Source organism: Ohtaekwangia koreensis, assembly GCF_900167975.1.
Classification (GTDB): Bacteria; Bacteroidota; Bacteroidia; order Cytophagales; family Cyclobacteriaceae; genus Ohtaekwangia; species Ohtaekwangia koreensis.
In genome coordinates this window covers 854,194-874,122 of record NZ_FUZU01000003.1, presented here as the reverse complement: position 1 = coordinate 874,122, position 19,929 = coordinate 854,194, and the positions used below count along the sequence as shown (strand labels likewise).

The window sequence follows — 19,929 nt, the reverse complement described above, 5'->3', positions numbered from 1 at the left end:
ACTCCAATCAATTGTGAAATGGTAAGTGGTTGCGTTTCCATCTTCGCGAAACCTGTTTTACATCCTATTCATTTCAGTGTGCAGCAATCCGAAAATCTTCATAAAAGCGTTTTGCGAACGATTTCTGCCTGTATTTGAACAGTTTTTATACCCTCATAATCCTCGTTTCGGTGCAAAATTGAGCCATGGTTCAAACGATGCAATCATCAGCATTTTTGAAACCGGAACCTCGGCCCCTAACCAAAACAAGTAAGAGTATGAATAAACTATTACGCAAGATTAAAGACCGCATGTATACTTCTCTGGGAATCGGAGTAGTATTGCTTCTCTTTTGTAACGCCACGTGGGCACAACAGGTCACAGGGAAAATCATCTCTGAAGAAGGTGAGTCGTTGCCTGGTGTGAGTATAATGATAGAAGGAACCGCGACCGGAACCTCAACGGATGCTAATGGTGATTTTTCACTCACTATAGATAACCCCAATGCTACGTTGGTGTTTTCATTCATCGGCTATAAAACCGAGAAGATTCCTGTGGACAACAAGACTTTTATCAACGTTACACTACATGCAGATGTACAAACCCTGAATGAAGTGGTTGTAGTTGGATACGGCACACAGAAGAAAGTAAATATGACCGCTGCTGTATCAACGGTTTCAGGTGAGGAAATTACCAGCAGACAGGCACCCAGTACAATTTCACTTTTACAGGGAAGAACGCCTGGACTTCAGATTACACAAAACTCTGGGTTGCCGGGTGATGAAAGTAATCAAATCCGTATTCGCGGACAGGGTACATTTAGTTCTGCCGGAAGTAATCCATTGGTGTTGATTGATGGTATAGAGGGTAAACTCGAATTATTGAACCCCAATGTAATTGAAGATATATCAGTACTGAAAGACGCTGCTTCCGCTGCTATATATGGTTCACGTGCGGCCAATGGGGTAATTCTGGTTACTACAAAAAAAGGTAAAGAGGGAAGATTAAGTATAGACTATAATTATAATTATTCATCACAGGATCCGTCAATAAAAATTGACCGCGTTACAAATTCCGTAGAGTATATGGAATTAATGAATAAAGCAATCGATCATTCCGGAAGACAAACGCAATGGAGATATACCGATGAACAGATTGAACTATACCGCCAAGGTGCTATAAACAATCCTGCGCAATATCCCAGCGCAGACTGGACTTCTTATTTGATCAGACGCGCTCCAATCCATAAACATTTTCTAAGTATAAATGGAGGTAAAGCGGGCACTACGTTTAACGTTGGTTTAGGCGTACTGGATGAAACCGGATTGTTATTAGCCACGGACTATAAACGATATGACACGCAGGTTAATTTTAAAACGAACTTGGGTGGAAGAGTAACATTCGGAAGTAATATTTCTATGGCACGAGGCAAGCGCCATGATACAGCAATCACAACCGGAAATACAGGTCCGCAGTTAATCGATGCGAACACTTCGGAAGATCAAATGTTGTCGGCTTATGCAGCGCCACCAACCAGTACACCGACGCTGGCTGATGGAAGCGGAAGATTTACCGCGTATGCTTTTCAGAATAAAGGAGGCAATAAAAACCCGATTGCTATCGCTACCGATGGTGGTGGCAAAGAATTTGTCAACAGCTATTTGTTATTCAGTCCCTATATAAATGTAAAGATTCTTGATGAACTCACAGCAGAGGTAAAGGGTTCTGTGCGTTTTGAGGAAGAGATGGCCAAGGCATTGGTTGTTTCATCTGTGGGATATGAATTTTTCCCGGATGCAAATGGTGTATATAACCAGGCCGCTATATGGAATGGTGGCGCTATATCACTGGCGCAGCGAAATACACGCGAGAACCAGTATACATTGTTTGGAACGTTAAACTATAAAAAGACTTTTTCCACCGTTCATAATGTAAGTGCATTGCTCGGTTATCAGCAGGAGAGTTATCGCTATGATCGGCTGGATGCATATCGTACAAAACTTCCATCGAAAGAACTTTGGGAATTGGCCTCTGCGCCAGCGGCGAGTCAAACTACCGGCAGCAATGCTTACGAGTGGGGCATTCAATCTTTTTTTGGCAGAGTAAATTATGACTATGCCGGTAAATATCTTCTCGAAGCAAGTTTCCGATATGATGCATCGTCACGTTTTCCGAAATCAAATCGGTGGGGATTGTTCCCTTCAGTATCTGCAGGTTGGCGGATATCGGAAGAAGCGTTTATGCAAGATATATCTTGGCTGGATGAATTAAAGTTTCGCGGATCGTGGGGACAACTCGGAAATCAGAATATAGGGAACTATCCATACCAGGATATACTCTATATATCCATGGGGCCCGATGATGAAGTGCTCGATTATAACTTCGGTGGTACATTGTCACAGGGAATCAGCAGGCGTTCAATCAACAATGCTAATATAAAATGGGAGACTACCACCGTTACGGATTTTGGTTTAGACTTCGCGTTTTTCAACTCAAGACTTTTTGGTTCAGTTGACTGGTATAAGAAAACGACCAAAGATATTCTGAGAAGTCTTCAGGTGCCGGATCACATTGGTGTAAATGCTCCCACTATAAATGATGGTATATTGCAAAATACAGGATGGGAATTCAGTGTAGGACATAGAAATAAGATTGGCGATTTCGGATATAGCATAAATGCCAATCTCGAAACGTATAGAAACAAACTGATTCGTTTTGGTGCGCGCGAAATAAGCGGTGTCAACATCCGCCAGGAAGGACTTCCCTATAACACCTATTATGTACTGCTTCAGGATGGAGTATATCAGAATCAGGCAGAGATTGATGGTGGTCCGGTTCCATCCTATACCAGCATAGCTCCGAAGCCCGGTGACTTGAAGTATAAAGATATCAGCGGACCTGATGGTGTTCCGGATGGCAGGATCGATCTCACCTATGACCGAAGCCCTGTAGAAGGAGTATTCCCGAAATTTAATTACGGGATGAATCTTTCCGCCAGCTATAAAAATTTCGACCTGAGTGTTTTCGTGCAAGGTGTATATGGACGAAAGACTTATGTTACAGGTTGGGGCGTTTCGCCATTCAATCAGGCATCGGCACCGCCAACGTGGTGGAAGACTGACGCGTGGGATGGTGAAGGAACTTCAAACTCCATTCCGCATGTATATGTTGATAGCGGATATACTCCCAATTCACAAAACTCAACATTCTGGTTAGGCAACTCTTCTTACCTGCGCATCAAGAATATACAGCTGGGCTATACGTTCCCGGCAGCGTGGAGTCAGAAAGTGAAAATACAAAGCTTGCGAGTATATACGGCTGCCGACAACCTGGCGACATTTACAAAGTTCTTCCAGGGATTAGATCCGGAACGCACTGCTACGAATTCAGCACGTGCGGCTATTTATCCGCAAGCTACTATATATTCATTTGGCGTAAGAGCAACTTTATAATTGACATCAATGAAAAATAAAATAGCATATATAGCTTTTGCTTTGGCTACATTGTCCACAGCTTGTAGTGATCTTCTGGATAAAGAACCCTTGACTCAGTTGAGTACGGAAACGTTTTGGAAAACGGAACAGGATGCACAAACTGCACTAACAGCAACGTACTCTGCGCATCGCACCAGTGTTTTTGGGTCCGCCCGCGGTGCCGGTGGTATAGCGTTTGATATTGAAAGTCTCTCCGACAATGCCATCATAACATCGAGTTTTGTCGGGTTCCAGGGAATTATGCAGGGTGGTATAAACCCCAGTACCGGTGGTGCGATCAATCAGTTCTGGTCGGATTGTTACAACGGTATAGCCAAGTGTAATTATTTCCTGGACAATATAGACCAGGTAAAAGGTATATTAACAGAAACTAACTATAACAAGTATAAAGGTGAGGCTCTGTTCAACCGTTGTTACTTTTATAATGAACTGGTTCAGTTGTATGGCGCTGTTCCCCTGGTGTTGACATCACAGGATATGAACAGCGATTACATGAATACACCGCGTACTTCCAAAGCAGAGGTTGTAGAGCAACTTTTACAGGATATAGATATAGCGATAGCCGGTTTGCCAAATGCTGCCTATACGGATGGACACGCAGTACGCGGTAGCGCCATCATGCTAAAGGTTAGGATACTTATGAACAATCAACGCTACAGCGAGGCAGCGGAGACGGCATGGAGTTTAATTGGCGATCCACAAAATCCATTCAGACTGCACACAAATTATCCTGGTATATTTTTCAATGAGCAAAAGAATAATCCGGAGATCATGTTCTCGGTTATATATGCTGCACCGGATGATTATCATCAACTCGATCAATATGTGAGCAGCAGAATGTCTGTCTTCCCAACGCCACAGTTGAGAGACGCATACGAAGTAAAGGATCCGAATACAGGAGAGAAGGACCCGCGTTTGAAGATGACTATATTTCAAATCGGTGATCCATGGGTTAACAATACAAAGACAGGGACTTTCTCCAATGATGGTCGTGTATCAGAAGGGGCTATACCTTTTACGAATATGGCTTTTAAAAAGTGGATTGACCCAAACTTGCGCACGGCTAACTCATCAAACCTGAGCGATCAGGATATAGTAAAAATGAGATACGCAGATTTACTGCTGCTATACGCTGAGGCTATGTTTGAAAGCGGTCAGGGTACAGATGAACGTGCGTTGAAAGCATTGAACGATGTACGTGCACGGCCCGGTGTGGAGATGCCTGCTAAAACGGAATTGACACAAGAGAATATTCGCAATGAAAGACGCGTTGAACTTGCTTATGAGGGCATTCGCTATAATGATCTGATTCGTTGGGGAATCGCAGAACAAGTAATCCCAACAATCCAGTATCATCAGAATGGAAGCAAGCGCAAGTTTGATGGATACCTGTGGCCTATACCACAATCTCAAATGGATATTATGCAAGGCGTTTGGCAGAATAATGAGCCTTGGCAATAATACGGAGTGCTATCGGTAAATATCTATCCATTGAATAAGTATACATTGACCGTCTGGGTACATTTTTAACATATAGTATAAAAACACAAATAAATACGAAGTGAGAGTAAGGGAGCTGTTGAATTTTATAGTCCATAGGAGAGAATCTTTACTATGAGACGACTATTGATTTGTTTGGTATTCATATATGCTTGGGTATATACTGCTTTGGCGCAGCCTGTACCGGATCTCCTTACGATCTGGTATAGGCAGCCCGCCACTGCATGGGAGGAAGCGTTACCCTTGGGCAATGGAAAAACTGGCGCGATGATCTTCGGTGGTGTGATACGCGAAAGATTTCAGCTTAATGACAATACACTTTGGTCAGGTTATCCGGATCCGGGGAATAATCCGAATGGTATAAAATATTTACCACTTGTAAGGCGAGCGGTAAACGAGGGCGATTATGCTGCCGCAGAAACATACTGGAAGAAAATGCAAGGCCCATACTCGGCACGGTACCTGCACATGGCAAATCTCTTTCTGGATTTTTCATTGAAAGATACCGTTGTCCGAAACTATCGAAGGAGTCTTGACCTGACAAAAGCGATTGCGTCGGTCACATTTACAACGGGAGGGGTAACCTATACACGTGAATCTTTTATCAGCCACCCGGATAAAACGTTGGTAATTCGTTTGTCTGCAAACAAGAAGAAGAGCATCACATTCAAAGCGTCACTCCAGAGCAAATTAAAATATACCACCGGTGCTATAGCGAATGACCTCCTGGTACTTCACGGAAAAGCTCCGTTATATGTAGCCAATCGGGAGGCAGAGCCCCTTCAAGTTGTTTACGATGACTGGCAGGGTGAAGGAATGAATTTCGAATTACACCTGAAAGTAAAAGCTGAAGGCGGTATAGTAACGAAGCAGGATTCTTCGCTTGCTGTCACCAATGCAGATGTGGTTACACTATATATTACGGAAGCTACGAGTTTTAATGGTTTTAATAAATCACCTGGTCATGAGGGTAAAGATCCTGCTATAGAAGCGAAGGCGAATCTTGATGCTGTAACGAAGAAGTCATTTGCACAGTTGAAGGCATCACACCTTGCAGATTATCAGAATTTATTCAACCGCGTGTCGCTTGATCTGGGTGCGGATCCTGATGCGCTGAAGCTTCCCACAGATAAACGCATGCTGCGTTTCAATGAAGGTAAACCTGATCCCCAACTTCAAACTTTATACTATCAATTCGGAAGATACCTGTTGATTTCAAGTTCGCGGCCTGGAGGTATACCTGCTAATCTTCAAGGTATATGGAACGATTATGTCAAACCACCGTGGGGAAGCAATTACACCACTAACATCAACACAGAGATGAATTACTGGCTCGCGGAATCTACCAATCTATCCGAATGCCACACACCATTATTGGATTTTATATACCAGCTTTCGGTGAACGGTGCGCAGACTGCCAAGATCAATTATGGAATTGCGGAAGGCTGGTGTGCCCATCACAATGCTGATGTGTGGGCCAAGACTTCTCCTCCGGGCGGTTATGAATGGGATCCTCGTAGTCGTGCCCGCTGGGCGTGTTGGCCTATGAGTGGTGCATGGCTCAGTACACATTTATGGGAGCACTATATATTTACAGGTGATACGCTATATCTCAAGGATAAAGCATGGCCATTGATGAAAGGTGCAGCACAATTTTTACTCGCCTGGCTTGTAGAAGGACTCGATGGATATTTGGTAACGAATCCTTCAACGTCTCCGGAAAATGTTTTTAAAATCGGTGGTAAGGAATTTCAGATCAGCATGGCTACAACAATGGATATGGCCATCACGCGACAACTCTTTGAAAATTGCCTGAGTGCTTCAAAGACTTTAGGCGTTAACGATGATTTCACTGCGAGGGTTGAGGCTGCTTTGGCGAAGCTATATCCCTATCATATAGGACAACATGGACAGCTGCAAGAGTGGTTTAAAGATTGGGATGATCCAAATGATAAACACCGCCACTTGTCACATCTTTTTGGACTGCATCCAGGCAATCAGATTTCCCCTATATATACTCCTGAATTGGCAGCAGCAGCAAAGCAGTCTTTAATCCACCGTGGTGATGTAAGTACAGGGTGGTCGATGGCATGGAAGATAAACTGGTGGGCGCGACTGCGTGATGGTAATCATGCGTACGCGATTTTCAAGGATGGTCTTACCTATATAGATCCCAAATTACAGAAGGATACAATGGGAGGTGGTGGTACCTATCCGAATCTGTTTGATGCGCATCCGCCTTTTCAGATTGATGGAAACTTTGGTGCAACGGCCGGTATAACAGAGATGTTACTTCAAAGTCATGATGGCGAAGTAAATATACTGCCCGCGCTCCCGGATGCATGGCCTGACGGAAGCGTAACAGGACTTCGGGCAAGAGGAGCTTTTGAAGTCAGCATTCGCTGGAAAGAGCGAAAGCTTCAGGAAGCTATTATTACATCAACGCTGGGAGGGACTTGCCGCATACGTACTTCCATTCCCGTGAAGGTTGTTGAAACGACTACAAAGAATAGTGTTGGTATAAATCCGAATCCATTGACACAGGCAGCCAAAGTACCAGCCTATAAAAAAAGTGAAGCTGCTACAATTCCTGCGCTGGAGTTCACCAAGGGATATGTAATTGATATTGAAACTGAAAAAGGAAAGCGTTACACAATTGTACCACAATAAATATACCTACTAAACTATATACTATGTTTATACGAACTATTGCATGTTTCTTTCTGGTCTTCATGTCTGCGCATGCTGATGCGTTTCAGAACGAAGAGTGGAACCTGTTGTCTCCTGATAAGAAAGTTTGTGTAACCGTTTCGAGTAAATCGAACCAGTTACACTATACCGTTAGCTACGAAAAACGTGTTGCGTTGGAGTCTTCACCGCTGGGCATTGTACGTGATGATCAACAGTTTTCATCGAATCTGAAATTCGTCTCCAAAAAGGAAAATACAATAGATGAAAAATATACCTTAAGTGTTGGACGAAGACTACAGTGTCACAATCATGCCAATGAACTTACGCTCACCTTTGAGAATGAAAATAAAAAGCAAGTATATATCATCTTGCGCGCATACAACGATGGTATGGCATACCGCTATCATTTTCCGGGTGCTGCGGATGGTATACATAAGATCATGAAGGAAGAATCCGGGTTCGCTGTTCCGAAGACAGCAAAGGCGTGGATACAGCCGTACGATCTCAACGTTCGTAGTAAACCTTGCTATGAGGCATTTTATGAAAATGGAATCGCTGTTGGCCGTCCTTCTCCGAATCCTGCGGGGTGGGCATTCCCGGCACTCTTCAATGTAAATAACCTATGGTTGTTGATTACGGAAGCAGCGCTTGATGAGCATTATCCCGGTACACACCTTGAAGATAAAAACGGAAATGCTATATATACTATACGATTTCCTGAAAAGGAGGAAGCCACCAGTAGTGCTGATCCCGAGCCAACATCACAATTACCCTGGACGACACCGTGGCGTGCTGTTGTGATTGGTACTTCATTGGCAACGATCCAGGAAACTTCGTTGGTAGCTAATCTGAATCCGCCTTCAGTTATAGAAGATGCTTCATGGGTTAAACCAGGAAGATCAAGCTGGAGCTGGTGGTCAGCAGGCGGTACTACAAGAGATTTCAATGTACAGAAAGAGTATATAGATTTCACAGCAGATATGACGTGGGAATATGTACTCATTGATGCAGGCTGGCCGGATATGAAAGGTGGTAGCATGGAGGATCTCGTGAAGTATGCAAATTCTAAAAATGTAGGCATCGTGTTATGGTATCATTCTGGCATGGGCCGCGAAAAAGACACACTGAGCTATGCAAACCTGATGGCCTTTCCCGAAGAACGAAAAAAGGAATTTCAAAAGATCCAGGCGTGGGGAGTGAAAGGTATAAAAGTCGATTTTTTTGATAGCGATAAACAACCGGTGATCCAGCGTTATTATGATATACTTCGCGATGCCGCTGATCACAAGATCATGGTGAACTTTCATGGGTCAACATTGCCAAGAGGATGGGAGCGCACCTATCCGCATGTAGTGTCGATGGAATCTGTCAAGGGAGCCGAAGGCGCTGGCCGACAGGAATTCTGCGATCGGGCTCCGGTGCATAATACTATATTACCGTTTACACGGAATGTGGTTGGCTCGATGGATTATACTCCTGTCACATTCACGAATAAACGCGAGGCGAAACGGCAGACTACATTTGCGCATGAACTTGCATTGTCGGTGGTCTTCGAGTCCGGTATATTTCACTTTGCCGACAACATGAAGTCGTACCAGGCTTTGCCGGAGCAGCCTAAAAACTTCCTTCGCAAAGTTCCTACAGCATGGGACGAAACGAGATATATAGCTGGTGTGCCGGGAAAATATACCGTGGTAGCCCGGAGAAAAGGTAATGCATGGTATATAGCGGGTATCAACGGACAACTTACTGAACAAGAGGTTTCTTTTGACCTGCCCTTTATAAACAAGGAAACTACTTTGAACATGATCACCGATGGTAAAGATTCAGCAAGCTTTGCAACGGAATCAATGAAGACTAAAGGAAAGAATATAAAAATCAAACTGGTTGCAAAAGGGGGATTTGTTCTTTATTAAGAAGTATAAATATAGGGCAAGCGCTTGTTGAAGAGTCTAACATCTACGGTATGAAAAAAATAGCAATACATCTTTTTGTGGTGAGCCTGCTGTTTATGTATGAGAGTACATTTGCACAATCAGCGCAGGCGGATCTGACGAAGTGGCCCAAGGGCGCTTCTCCCAAAGAAATAGGAAAGCGTGTGGCCGACCGGTTCATAGCAACACCACATCCGAACTTCGGAAGACCGACACCTCCGAAGACGATCACGTATCCGGAAGTATGCGCGTGGTATGGTGCACTTACATTCGAGAAGGAAAGCAAGGGCGCGAAATTAAAGATAGCCTTGATCCAACGGTTCGAACCGTTCTTCAAGGAAGAAGCGAGTCTGGTGCCTGTACCCGATCATGTTGACTATACTGTATTCGGATCAATCCCGCTAGAGCTATATATGCAGACGAAAGAGAAAAAGTATCTTGACATGGGACAAGCTATAGCAGATAAGCAATGGGGGCCACCGGAAGGTCCGCGCGTGAAGGAGGAGTCACACCTATATCACCGTATGGGCCATACGTGGCAAACACGTCTCTGGATCGATGATATGTTTATGATCACGGCTGTTCAGGCACAGGCGTATCGCGCTACAGGCGAGCAGAAGTATATAGATCGGGCGGCTCGTGAAATGGTGATGTACCTGGACTCGTTGCAGCGTGAAAATGGTTTATTCTATCATGCTCCGGATGTGCCATTTTTCTGGGGACGCGGCAATGGCTGGATGGCGGCTGGTACTGCCGAACTGTTGCGTTCATTGCCTGAAAGTAATCCTGATCGCCCGCGCATTATGGAAGGCTACAAGAAAATGATGGCAACACTTTTAAAGTATCAGGCAAACGATGGTATGTGGCGTCAGTTGATCGATGATCCAGAATCATGGCCAGAGACATCATGTACCGGTATGTTTACGTTTGCCATGATCACCGGAGTAAAAAACGGATGGCTCGACAAAGAAGTATATGGTGCCGCATCGCGGAAAGGTTGGCTTGCGCTTATATCCTACATTGATGCAAACGGTGATATTCGGGAAGTATGTGAAGGAACGAATAAGAAAAATGATCGTCAGTATTATCTCGACCGGAAACGTCTTACAGGCGATATGCATGGACAGGCTCCGGTATTGTGGTGTGCTACGGCATTGCTGCGTAAGTAAATACAGGTACACGTTAACATAAATGATATAGTCTATGAAAAAGGTATTTTTAACATGGATTATGGCTTTGGGTATAGTCAGCACTATATATAGCCAGACCGTAAGCAAAGACGAGCGGATGAAATGGTGGCGTGAAGCACGCTTCGGTATGTTTATCCATTGGGGGGTATATGCGGTGCCTGCGGGCACACACAACGGCCAGCGTATTAATCGCATTGGTGAATGGATCATGAACCGGGGAAAGATTCCGGTAGCAGACTATAAAGCGTATGCAAAACAATTTAATCCGGTAAAGTATGATCCGGATGCCTGGGTGAAGCTGGCGAAAGATGCCGGAATGAAATATATAGTCATCACGGCAAAACATCATGACGGCTTTGCGTTGTTCGATTCGAAGGTAACCACATGGGATATGGTGGATGCTACACCCTATGGAAAGGATCTGATCAAACCCTTGGCGGAAGCTTGTCGCAAGCATGGAATTAAATTAGGACTATATTATTCGCATGCACAAGACTGGGTTAATCCAGGAGGAGCAGCAGCACGTAAGAAAGCATCAGAGGGATGGGCGAATCCGGATAGCGCACGCATTGATGCCTATACCGAAACGCATAGTGGACATTGGGATCCTGCGCAGACAACGAAAACTATGGAGCAGTATATAAATGATATAGCGGTGCCACAGGTACGAGAAATACTGATGCAGTATGGAGATATAGCGGTGTTGTGGTGGGATACTCCTACAGGAATGACGGATGAATTTGCAGAGAAGTTTCAACCGCTGCTGGCGCTGCGACCGAATATGATTACCAACGATCGCCTGAAGCGTCCAAACTTTCCCGGAGATTTTAAAACACCGGAGCAGAGGATTCCTGATCTGAGTGAACTCGATGGTAAAGATTGGGAGACGTGCATGACGATGAATGGAACGTGGGGCTATAAAAGCTACGATGACAAATGGAAAAGTCCTGAAACGATGATTCGGAATTTAGTGGACATTGCTTCGAAGGGTGGAAACTATTTATTAAATGTAGGCCCTAAAGCTGACGGTGAATTCCCCGCTGAAAGTATAGATCGTCTGAAGACCGTGGGAACCTGGATGAAAAGCAACGGTGAGGCTATCTATGCAACAAAGGCATCGCCCTTGTTGCCGTTAGCCTGGGGGCGTTGTACGCAGAAAGAACAAAACGGAAATACTATACTTTACCTGTCTGTGTTTGATTGGCCGAATGATGGTAAGCTCGTTGTGCCCGGACTTAAGAATGAAATCTATAGCGCTAAACTTCTGGCTACCGGAAAAAAACTGGAAAGTAAACGAGAGCAAGATCAGTTGGTGATCATGTTGCCAGGCCAGGCAATTGATCCGATTGCTACCGTAATTAAACTTGAAGTGAAGGGCATTGTGCCAAAAGTTTCAGCCCCTGTGGTGAAGAAAGAGATGCAAGCTGGCGAAGTGCATTAGTATTCTCCTATATTTGGAGATATACTTTGTGCATATGTTATTAAAGAGGCCATTTCTGCATCGTGCTGTAATTTTTGTCACTGTTCTTTCCGGTATAGTGTCGGCATGCAACCACCGTGAAACGATTACGGCTATAGCCTATGTAGATCCGCTCGTAGGGACGGCTGCGAGCACTACGGAAAGTGCAGAGAAGCATAGCGAAGCGGGCTCTGAATTAAAAGGACAGACCTTTCCTGCCGTCGGTGTCCCGCATGGTATGACACAGTGGACTCCACAGACCCGTGCAAGCGAGCGTAAATGTATAGCTCCGTATTACTATCGCGATAGCCTGTTCCAGGGCTTTCGTGGAAGCCATTGGCTGAGTGGTTCGTGCACGCAAGATTATGGAAGTGTTACCATTATGCCCATGACCGGTGCATTGAAAGTAAAGGCGGAAGAACGTGCATCGCTATTCCATCATGCGAATGAAAAAGCGAGTCCCGATTATTACTCAGTATATCTGGACAAGTATAAAATTACTGCTGAAGTATCGGCACTCTCCAGGGCATCCATCATGCGCTTTAGCTCTGAGGATTCAGATGCAATACAATTTATAGTGGAACCCAACAGCGATGAAGGTGAAGGGTATATTGAGATTGATCCTGCTAAGAAAGAAATTGTAGGTTATAATCCGGCTCATAGAATATACCAGGGGTGGGGCGAGTCCGCAGGATTTAGCGGATACTTTGTTGCCGTGTTTGATACCGACTTTGAGCATTATGGCACCTGGAATGGTGATAGTATACAAGACAAGAATATAGCAGCAACAGGAGCAAAGAGTTCTGTAGGCGCTTATGTCGCAGTACGCCCCGGTATAAAAGAAGTCCATGTCAAGATTGGTACTTCTTTTACAAGTATAGAAGGCGCGCGTAAAAATCTGGAAGCTGCTATAACAGGTTGGGACTTTGATGCGGTAAGAAATGAATCTGCTTCTACCTGGAATAAAGCATTGACCAAGGTTGAGGTAAAGGGCAGTGAAGAAAGTAAAAAACTTTTTTATACCGCGCTATATCATGCTGAATTGTTGCCGCGCGTATTCAATGACGCGGATGGATCTTATCCTGAATTTGGTGGCAGTGGAAAGATCATGACCGCTACGGGCTATGATTATTATGACGACTTCTCGATGTGGGATACCTATAGGGCTGTACATCCCTTGCTGACGCTACTGGAGCCGCAATCTTCCGGTGATATGGTTAAATCATTGTTGACGAAAGCTGACCAGGGTGGATGGCTCCCTATATTTCCATGCTGGAATAACTACACAGCAGCGATGATCGGAGATCATGCGATAGCCATGATCGGAGATGCCTTGATGAAAGATATAGCGTCAGATGAAATGAAACGTGCCTATACCATCATGCGAAAAAATGCATTCGAAGTGAATACCGATACAGCAAGCTATAAAGATGGCAAGGGCAGGCGCGCATTAGCATCGTATCTGCAATATGGATATATACCGTTGGAAGATTCAGTATTGGAATCCTTTCATAAACGCGAACAGGTGTCCAGGACATTGGAGTATGCATACGATGATTTTGTATTATCGCAGGTTGCCAGGAAACTTGGAAAGAATGAGGACTATAAAAGACTGAGTCAGCGGGCAGGAAATTATAAAAATGTCATAGACCCTGCCATAGGTTATGCACGCGGACGCTACGCAGATGGAAAATGGATCGAGTCATTTGATTCCAATGCTATACGCGCGTCCTATATTACCGAAGGGTCGCCTTTTCAATATACCTGGTATGTTCCGCAGGATATAGGAGGATTAATCGCTGTACTGGGTGGTAAGGAAAATTTCATTACTAAGCTGGATACGTTTTTTGATCAGCGATATTACTGGCATGGCAATGAGCCGGGGCACCAAACTGTATATTTATACAATCATGCCGGTGAGCCGTGGAAGACGCAAGGTCGTATTCACCAGATCGTAGAAGAAGAATATAGCACCGGTCCGGGCGGATTGAGTGGAAATGAAGATGGCGGCCAGATGTCTGCGTGGCTTGCATTTAATATGATCGGTATATACCCAACCTGTCCGGGGCTCCCGTATTATGATTTAGGCACGCCATTCTTTGAGGAAGTGAGCATCCATACAGGCACGAATACATTTACACTGAAGGCAACGAATTTCAAGGAAGGAAATAAGTATATCCAGTCCGCAACCTTGAATGGCACACCTTTCAATAGAACCTACTTGCTTCACGATGAGATCGTGAAGGGCGGAACGTTGATCCTGGAAATGGGATCTCAGCCTAATAAAGCGTGGGGAAGTGATCCTGTATATATACCTTAGGGAGCGTTTCTATAGTCGGTTTCTATACTTTACTTCGTTACTCCCAAAAGCTTGATGATCTTGTCAAATATAGCCGTGTTCTGGTATACACCGGCAAACTCTTTGGCGCCGCTTCCGTAAGCAAAGACCGGTACCATTACGGCTGTGTGATCATGCGTGCTGAAGTTGCCGTGTACAGATCCCTTTTTAAGATCACCATCGAGTAATGTGAGCCCACCCGTTTCATGATCCGCTGTAACGATTAAAAGTGTTCCCGGGTGTAGATCTACAAACTTCATGGCAGCACCGATAGCGTTGTCGAAATCAAGCATTTCTTTTACAACATACTCCATGTCATTCGCATGTCCACCATAATCAATTTGTGCACCTTCTGCCATAATGAAGAATGAACTGTTGTCTTTTGAAAATGTAGTCAAGGCTTTTTGCAAGGATGATGCAAGAAAATTGCCCCTCCCTTGTTTCATCGATAATGCAGCTGCATTGTCCAGCACTATATATTTGGAGGATCGAATCGTATCGAGTGAATGTAAATCGGAAGAGAATGTATACCCTTTCTTTTGCAAAGCCGGAATGAGATTGCTGCCGTCTTTACGAGTCGTGAAATGTGTACCACCGCCACCAATGAGAATGTCAACAGGACTGGAAATAAAATCGGCAGCGATGGCTTCGTTAAATTCGCGATCTACAACATGTCCATAAAATGCTGCGGGCGTTGCATCAGTAATATCCCCGCAAGAGATCACAGCGGTTTTATACTTCTTTCGGTTAAGAATATCGGTTATAGGTTCCAATGGTTTTCCTAAGGTGTCCACACTTATCGCACGATTATTTGTTTTCTGGCCAGTGGCCATAGCCGTTGCGCCCGCTGCAGAATCGGTAATATAGCTATCAGCGGAAGCCGTAACCGAAAGACCGATGGTATTGATCGTGAAGAGATTTAGCTTTCCCTGGTTTGCCGTATAGCCGGCATATATTTGCGTCAGCCCCATACCATCACCGATCAGCAGTATAACATTTTTTACCTGTACGCTTTCAGCCGCTATAACTGGTTTGTGGACATCATGTGTGGTTGTATTTTTAAAAACCGATTTAGGCTCTTTCTCTATAAAGGATGCAAGCTCTGTAACGTTATCTGTACCGATATAGTCTACCTTTAATTTTTGAAGCGTGATCCATGCATTCACAAGATCCGGTGTTGCCCAGAATCGTATTTTCTTGCCCAACGCATGAACGTTGGCAATCACGGTTTCAATTTTCTTTTTATCAGGAGCCGTAAGTGTACCTTTACCGTTCCACTTTGTGTATTGCTTAAAGTCATCACTTATAATGCTGATGCGTTTGAGCTGTTCCGGTGTATAGGTAATGGCTGGTCTTCCATCGAAGTATATATAGTCTGGAAATTCATTCCATCGGGCTAGATCCGGAACACTTCCGCTGATGGTTATGGTAAGTGATTTGCAAGCCGTTATCGTTGGATATTTTTTCAGCTTTTTTACCAGCAGCTGTAATGTAGGAATACCTTCCGTTTTTAAATCGATCAGAAAATTAAGTGGTTTATTCTTGGGATATACAGCACCGTCATGAAATTTTATTTTAGCCTGCAAAGGCTCCAGGTATAATTTATCGAGTGTTCTGGAAGGAAGGATCTCTTTCTCTTCGTGTGCAACGTATAGCTCGCCGTTGTGCAGGAATATATCTGCTTCAATGGAACCTGCGTGCTGGTAGTAGGCCGTAAGGAAGGGGATAGGGTGCACATAGTCGTTGTGCGCATGTATAGAAGACGAGGTATACTCTTGCGCCAGAACGAAAGAAGCTGTTGCCAGAAATAACAAAAGAAATGCAGAGTGTTTCATAGGTATAGTAAGAAAAGGCCGGCTCAGGTTGTTCACTGAACACGGAATAAATTTGTTGTGAAGGTATGACAAGAAAAGTATAAAGTAAATCAACGCTTGATAAAAGCGGGCTGCAATTCGTGTCGATCCACGAGCGCATTGAACTGATCTACATCAAAGGGTTTAAGCATCACTGATTGGAATCCGGAACGAAGGATTTTTTTATGCCGTGCTTTATCCACATAGCAGGTGGTAGCAATAGCGGTGAAAGGGAGAGCACAAATGTTCCGGAGATCTTCGAGTAATTCGATACAATCCATATCGTTACGAAGTGTTACATTCAGTAACGCAACATCAAAGGTATGACTCAGTGCGAAGGCGACAGCCTCTTTTGAAGATGATAGTGTCGTAACGCCATACATTGGCATGAGTAGTTTCTTCACTATAAATCGATCCACCTGTACATCATCTACTACTAATACATGCATAGAAGTATCCTGTAAATAAATGCAAATGTAAACGAAGTTTGACAGATGGCATCAAATCAAAATTACCAGAACATTAATTGTTTGTAAACACGGTCTATACTTTGCGCCTTTTACATTTACGTTTAAGATGTTTGGGCTTGGCTAAGATCAAAGCTCAACAACAACGCTTGCCAATTTGAGTCGCAGACTTTTTACTTCCTGTTGCAAAGCAAACCGCTGCCGTTCGAGTTCCTCTTGCGTTGCCTGAAACTCTTCTGTATTCAGGCGCATGACTTCTTCCTGTTGTGCGAATGAAAAAGATCGTTGCTGCGATTCTTCGAGCAATCTTTTCATCTCCGATGCTGCTTGTTTATTTGCAAGAAGGGTGGTAATATTCTCAGCAATCCTTTCGATAAATTCAAGGTGATGCGGCTCTATATCCTGAAAGGATGCCAATTCAATTACACCCATAACGAGGTCTCTTGTTTTAAGCGGCACGATGACAACCCGCCTTGGCGTAGCTTCGCCTAAACCTGAAGTGATCTTGATGAAATCCCGCGGCACATCTTTCAGATATATAGTTTCACCTTCCAGAACACATTGTCCGATAAGCCCGCTGCCAGGAGTGATCTGCTCGTTAATGAATTTTTTCTTGTCGAATGCGTACGTAGCAATACGTTCGAGGAATTCCCGGCCTTCTTCACGTTTCATAATATATAGTGCACCCTGATTGGCGCCCATATAGGTTACCAGCATTTTTAGGATCCGGTCTCCCAGCAAATTGGTTTCCTTGAAATCATCTTTAAGTATATCATTGAAACGTGCAGCGCCTTCATTCATCCAGTTTATTTTCCGCTGGTGCTCTTCGGCATGTCGGAGTTTCTCCTGTGCACTGATCAACGATTTTGCCAACACATCATTGGTATACTGATCATCATATTTAGCATGAAGTTCTCCGGCACCCAGGTGACCTGCAAATATAGAGGCCGCCTTGAGTCGGTCTATAAATTGATTGAATGCAATTTTGGTCTGACCAATTTCCTCAGTAGTAAGAACCCGAAGCTTGTCAGGGAACACTCCGCTGGCGAGCCGCTGCATTCCACCTCGAATTTCTTTAATAGATTTGGTTAACAAACCTGCATATATAAGTGCCATTGCTATACCGGCTATAATTTGTACGCAGAAGATAATCCAGAGCATCCATTTGGTTTGTGCAATTTGTGCTTCGTTCTGATTTTTCACTGCCGTGCGAATAGACTCTATATGTGGACGGATTAACGAAAAATATTTTTGTATTCTTCCGCGAATACCCTGATGTTCTGTCAGGCCAATTTGCTTTTCTATTTCTACTACTTTATTAAACTCAGTCTGATAATTTACGAGGGATGAAAGAAGCGCAGCGTTAGTGGATGATTCGATCTGTTGTCGGAAGACATCAAAACGTTTATTGAACTCATCCTGATATTTAAGATCCTTCCGAAGAAAAAAATCTTTCTCGTGTCGTCTCAGCATCAGCATCGTTGCTTTGTCAAATTCGAATCCTGAATTCTCAACATCGTGTATGGCTGTGCGTAATGATCCTTCAAGCCCGTAGTCTTTGAACCCTCGATTTTGAAGAAGGTTCACCAAGGTATTAAAATCGTTTTGCAGACTGTCCAATGTTACAAGAAGCACCTGGGTTAATTGAGTATCAGTTTCATTATCTGTCCGGATGTTTTGGATTTCCTGAATGATTTTTTTAGCCGCACTATAGTTCTCTGTAAAAGAGTTGATGGAAGAAGCCTTTTGCGTTTCGAGGAATGATTTTGATTTATATCCTTCATATATAAAATCCTTTGAAGCAAGGTCAAGTGTTTCCAGTCTGAGCTTTAGGATGTCGACCTCTTCATTGATACTTTTATAGTATATGATTTTGTCGATCGATGTAACGGAAAGTGCGATCAGTAAAACCGATAGAAGTAATATAGATCCAAAGGCCGCCAGTAGTTTTATGCGTATCCGGAGGCTCAGAAGAAAATCTCTCATAGAAAAATAATTCTTACGTTAGTGAGAGGGGTTTTGGGGAACTCAAAGAAACGGGAATAGCGTTACTTTACATCAAAGGATATATTAACGTTTTATTAATTGAATTCTCAGCGATATCGTGTTCTCTTGGAATATGGTGACGAACAGGATGTTCCGGTTTCTAAAAATTAAGAATTCCTTAATGCTACTTACGTTACTGGCTCCTTTTTTATTTAAGTTATTTGAACTCCTATACATATTATGATGGTGGCAGCCGGAATGACAATTCGATTTCAATTATCCGCTATGCGGAAGTCTTGCTAAATTTCGCCGAGGCAAAAGAAGAGCTTGGTATATTTAGGGATGCAGATTGGGCAAAGACTTAGGAGCATTACGAAAGCATGCGGGTATCACCAGTTGGCAGAGATGATGGCGATAAGAAAGGTGAGTTCTCACCTATATATTTCAAGGCCGATAAATTTCGTCTGTTAAAGAAGGGAACGTTCTGGCTCGCAGAGACTACGGATAAACCTGTTAAGGGATGGGACGCCGCGCTGCCGCGCATTTGCTCCTGGGGAGAGTTTGAAGAAAAAAAGAGCGGTCTTAAGTTCTATGTATTCAATACACATTTTGATCATCGGGGTGTGCAGGCACACAAGGAGAGTGTCCGCTTAATCCTGGACAAGATTAAAACTATAGCGGGTAGCGCCCCCGTGGTACTCACCGGAGATTTCAATGTTGATCAGTTCAATGAAAGCTATGCCTTGCTGCATACGTCAGGAATATTGAAAGATGCATATACCACCGCTGAGATTAAACTGACTCCGAATGGTACTTTTAACAGCTTCGACATTACCAGCAAAACGGATCGCAGGATCGATCATATATTTCTAACATCCGCCTTTCGCGTGAAGCGTTATGGAATTCTTACCGATAGCTATAATGGTAAACTCCCATCCGATCATTTTCCGGTATTGATAGAAGTAGATTATGTAAAAAAATCAGTGAGTTGATGCACTTCTCTTGACTGTACAGGCATAACCTACCTGTACAGTTTCA

Annotated in this window: 12 protein-coding genes; 9 read left to right on the top strand and 3 right to left on the bottom strand. The window is 43.8% G+C overall.

Annotated elements, in window-relative coordinates:
- The first annotated feature begins 257 nt into the window (after window positions 1–257).
- The 7 genes from B5Y40_RS22725 to B5Y40_RS22695 all read left to right on the top strand — a co-directional run bounded on the left by B5Y40_RS22725 (window position 258) and on the right by B5Y40_RS22695 (window position 14,567).
- Window positions 258–3,431 carry a SusC/RagA family TonB-linked outer membrane protein gene (locus B5Y40_RS22725; protein ID WP_159453782.1) on the top strand — a complete coding sequence of 1,058 codons (3,174 nt, stop codon included), beginning with the start codon at window positions 258–260 and terminating at the stop codon, window positions 3,429–3,431.
- A gap of 9 nt (window positions 3,432–3,440) precedes the next feature.
- Entirely contained in the window at window positions 3,441–4,934 is a 1,494-nt protein-coding gene (locus B5Y40_RS22720; RefSeq protein ID WP_079689124.1) for a RagB/SusD family nutrient uptake outer membrane protein, read from the top strand.
- Between the two features lie 153 nt (window positions 4,935–5,087).
- Window positions 5,088–7,643, top strand: a complete 2,556-nt coding sequence (locus tag B5Y40_RS22715; protein WP_079689123.1) for a glycoside hydrolase family 95 protein — start codon at window positions 5,088–5,090, stop codon at window positions 7,641–7,643.
- A gap of 23 nt (window positions 7,644–7,666) precedes the next feature.
- Window positions 7,667–9,580: a glycoside hydrolase family 97 protein gene (locus B5Y40_RS22710; RefSeq protein ID WP_079689122.1), complete on the top strand. Its 1,914-nt coding sequence runs from the start codon at window positions 7,667–7,669 to the stop codon at window positions 9,578–9,580.
- 50 nt (window positions 9,581–9,630) lie between these two features.
- Window positions 9,631–10,767, top strand: coding sequence for a glycoside hydrolase family 88/105 protein (locus B5Y40_RS22705; RefSeq protein WP_079689121.1), 1,137 nt, complete (start codon window positions 9,631–9,633; stop codon window positions 10,765–10,767).
- Between the two features lie 34 nt (window positions 10,768–10,801).
- On the top strand, window positions 10,802–12,229 hold the full coding sequence (locus B5Y40_RS22700; RefSeq protein WP_079689120.1) for an alpha-L-fucosidase: 1,428 nt from the start codon (window positions 10,802–10,804) through the stop codon (window positions 12,227–12,229).
- 34 nt (window positions 12,230–12,263) lie between these two features.
- Entirely contained in the window at window positions 12,264–14,567 is a 2,304-nt protein-coding gene (locus tag B5Y40_RS22695) for a GH92 family glycosyl hydrolase (protein ID WP_079689119.1), read from the top strand.
- 29 nt (window positions 14,568–14,596) lie between these two features.
- Here the strand turns inward: B5Y40_RS22695 and B5Y40_RS22690 are convergent, their stop codons facing one another.
- The 3 genes from B5Y40_RS22690 to B5Y40_RS22680 all read right to left on the bottom strand — a co-directional run bounded on the left by B5Y40_RS22690 (window position 14,597) and on the right by B5Y40_RS22680 (window position 18,891).
- Window positions 14,597–16,420, bottom strand: a complete 1,824-nt coding sequence (locus B5Y40_RS22690) for an alkaline phosphatase (RefSeq protein WP_079689118.1) — start codon at window positions 16,418–16,420, stop codon at window positions 14,597–14,599.
- A gap of 89 nt (window positions 16,421–16,509) precedes the next feature.
- Window positions 16,510–16,887, bottom strand: a complete 378-nt coding sequence (locus B5Y40_RS22685) for a response regulator (protein WP_079689117.1) — start codon at window positions 16,885–16,887, stop codon at window positions 16,510–16,512.
- 147 nt (window positions 16,888–17,034) lie between these two features.
- A complete protein-coding gene (locus B5Y40_RS22680) occupies window positions 17,035–18,891 on the bottom strand; it encodes a GAF domain-containing protein (RefSeq protein ID WP_079689116.1) in 1,857 nt (618 codons plus the stop codon).
- A 221-nt stretch (window positions 18,892–19,112) separates the two neighbouring features.
- On the opposite strand from B5Y40_RS22680, the gene B5Y40_RS30030 reads away from it, so the two are divergent.
- Both B5Y40_RS30030 and B5Y40_RS22675 read left to right on the top strand, forming a co-directional pair.
- Window positions 19,113–19,256, top strand: coding sequence for a RagB/SusD family nutrient uptake outer membrane protein (locus B5Y40_RS30030; RefSeq protein ID WP_221408977.1), 144 nt, complete (start codon window positions 19,113–19,115; stop codon window positions 19,254–19,256).
- A gap of 15 nt (window positions 19,257–19,271) precedes the next feature.
- The gene (locus B5Y40_RS22675; RefSeq protein WP_079689115.1) at window positions 19,272–19,883 is read left to right on the top strand and encodes an endonuclease/exonuclease/phosphatase family protein; all 612 of its coding nucleotides are present in this window, start codon (window positions 19,272–19,274) and stop codon (window positions 19,881–19,883) included.
- The last annotated feature ends 46 nt before the right edge of the window (window positions 19,884–19,929 follow it).

Coding starts and splice junctions, on each gene's coding strand:
- B5Y40_RS22725 (WP_159453782.1), top strand. CDS start 258: ATGAATAAACTATTACGCAAGATTAAAGACCGCATGTATACTTCTCTG.
- B5Y40_RS22720 (WP_079689124.1), top strand. CDS start 3,441: ATGAAAAATAAAATAGCATATATAGCTTTTGCTTTGGCTACATTGTCC.
- B5Y40_RS22715 (WP_079689123.1), top strand. CDS start 5,088: ATGAGACGACTATTGATTTGTTTGGTATTCATATATGCTTGGGTATAT.
- B5Y40_RS22710 (WP_079689122.1), top strand. CDS start 7,667: ATGTTTATACGAACTATTGCATGTTTCTTTCTGGTCTTCATGTCTGCG.
- B5Y40_RS22705 (WP_079689121.1), top strand. CDS start 9,631: ATGAAAAAAATAGCAATACATCTTTTTGTGGTGAGCCTGCTGTTTATG.
- B5Y40_RS22700 (WP_079689120.1), top strand. CDS start 10,802: ATGAAAAAGGTATTTTTAACATGGATTATGGCTTTGGGTATAGTCAGC.
- B5Y40_RS22695 (WP_079689119.1), top strand. CDS start 12,264: ATGTTATTAAAGAGGCCATTTCTGCATCGTGCTGTAATTTTTGTCACT.
- B5Y40_RS22690 (WP_079689118.1), bottom strand. CDS start 16,420: ATGAAACACTCTGCATTTCTTTTGTTATTTCTGGCAACAGCTTCTTTC.
- B5Y40_RS22685 (WP_079689117.1), bottom strand. CDS start 16,887: ATGCATGTATTAGTAGTAGATGATGTACAGGTGGATCGATTTATAGTG.
- B5Y40_RS22680 (WP_079689116.1), bottom strand. CDS start 18,891: ATGAGAGATTTTCTTCTGAGCCTCCGGATACGCATAAAACTACTGGCG.
- B5Y40_RS22675 (WP_079689115.1), top strand. CDS start 19,272: ATGCGGGTATCACCAGTTGGCAGAGATGATGGCGATAAGAAAGGTGAG.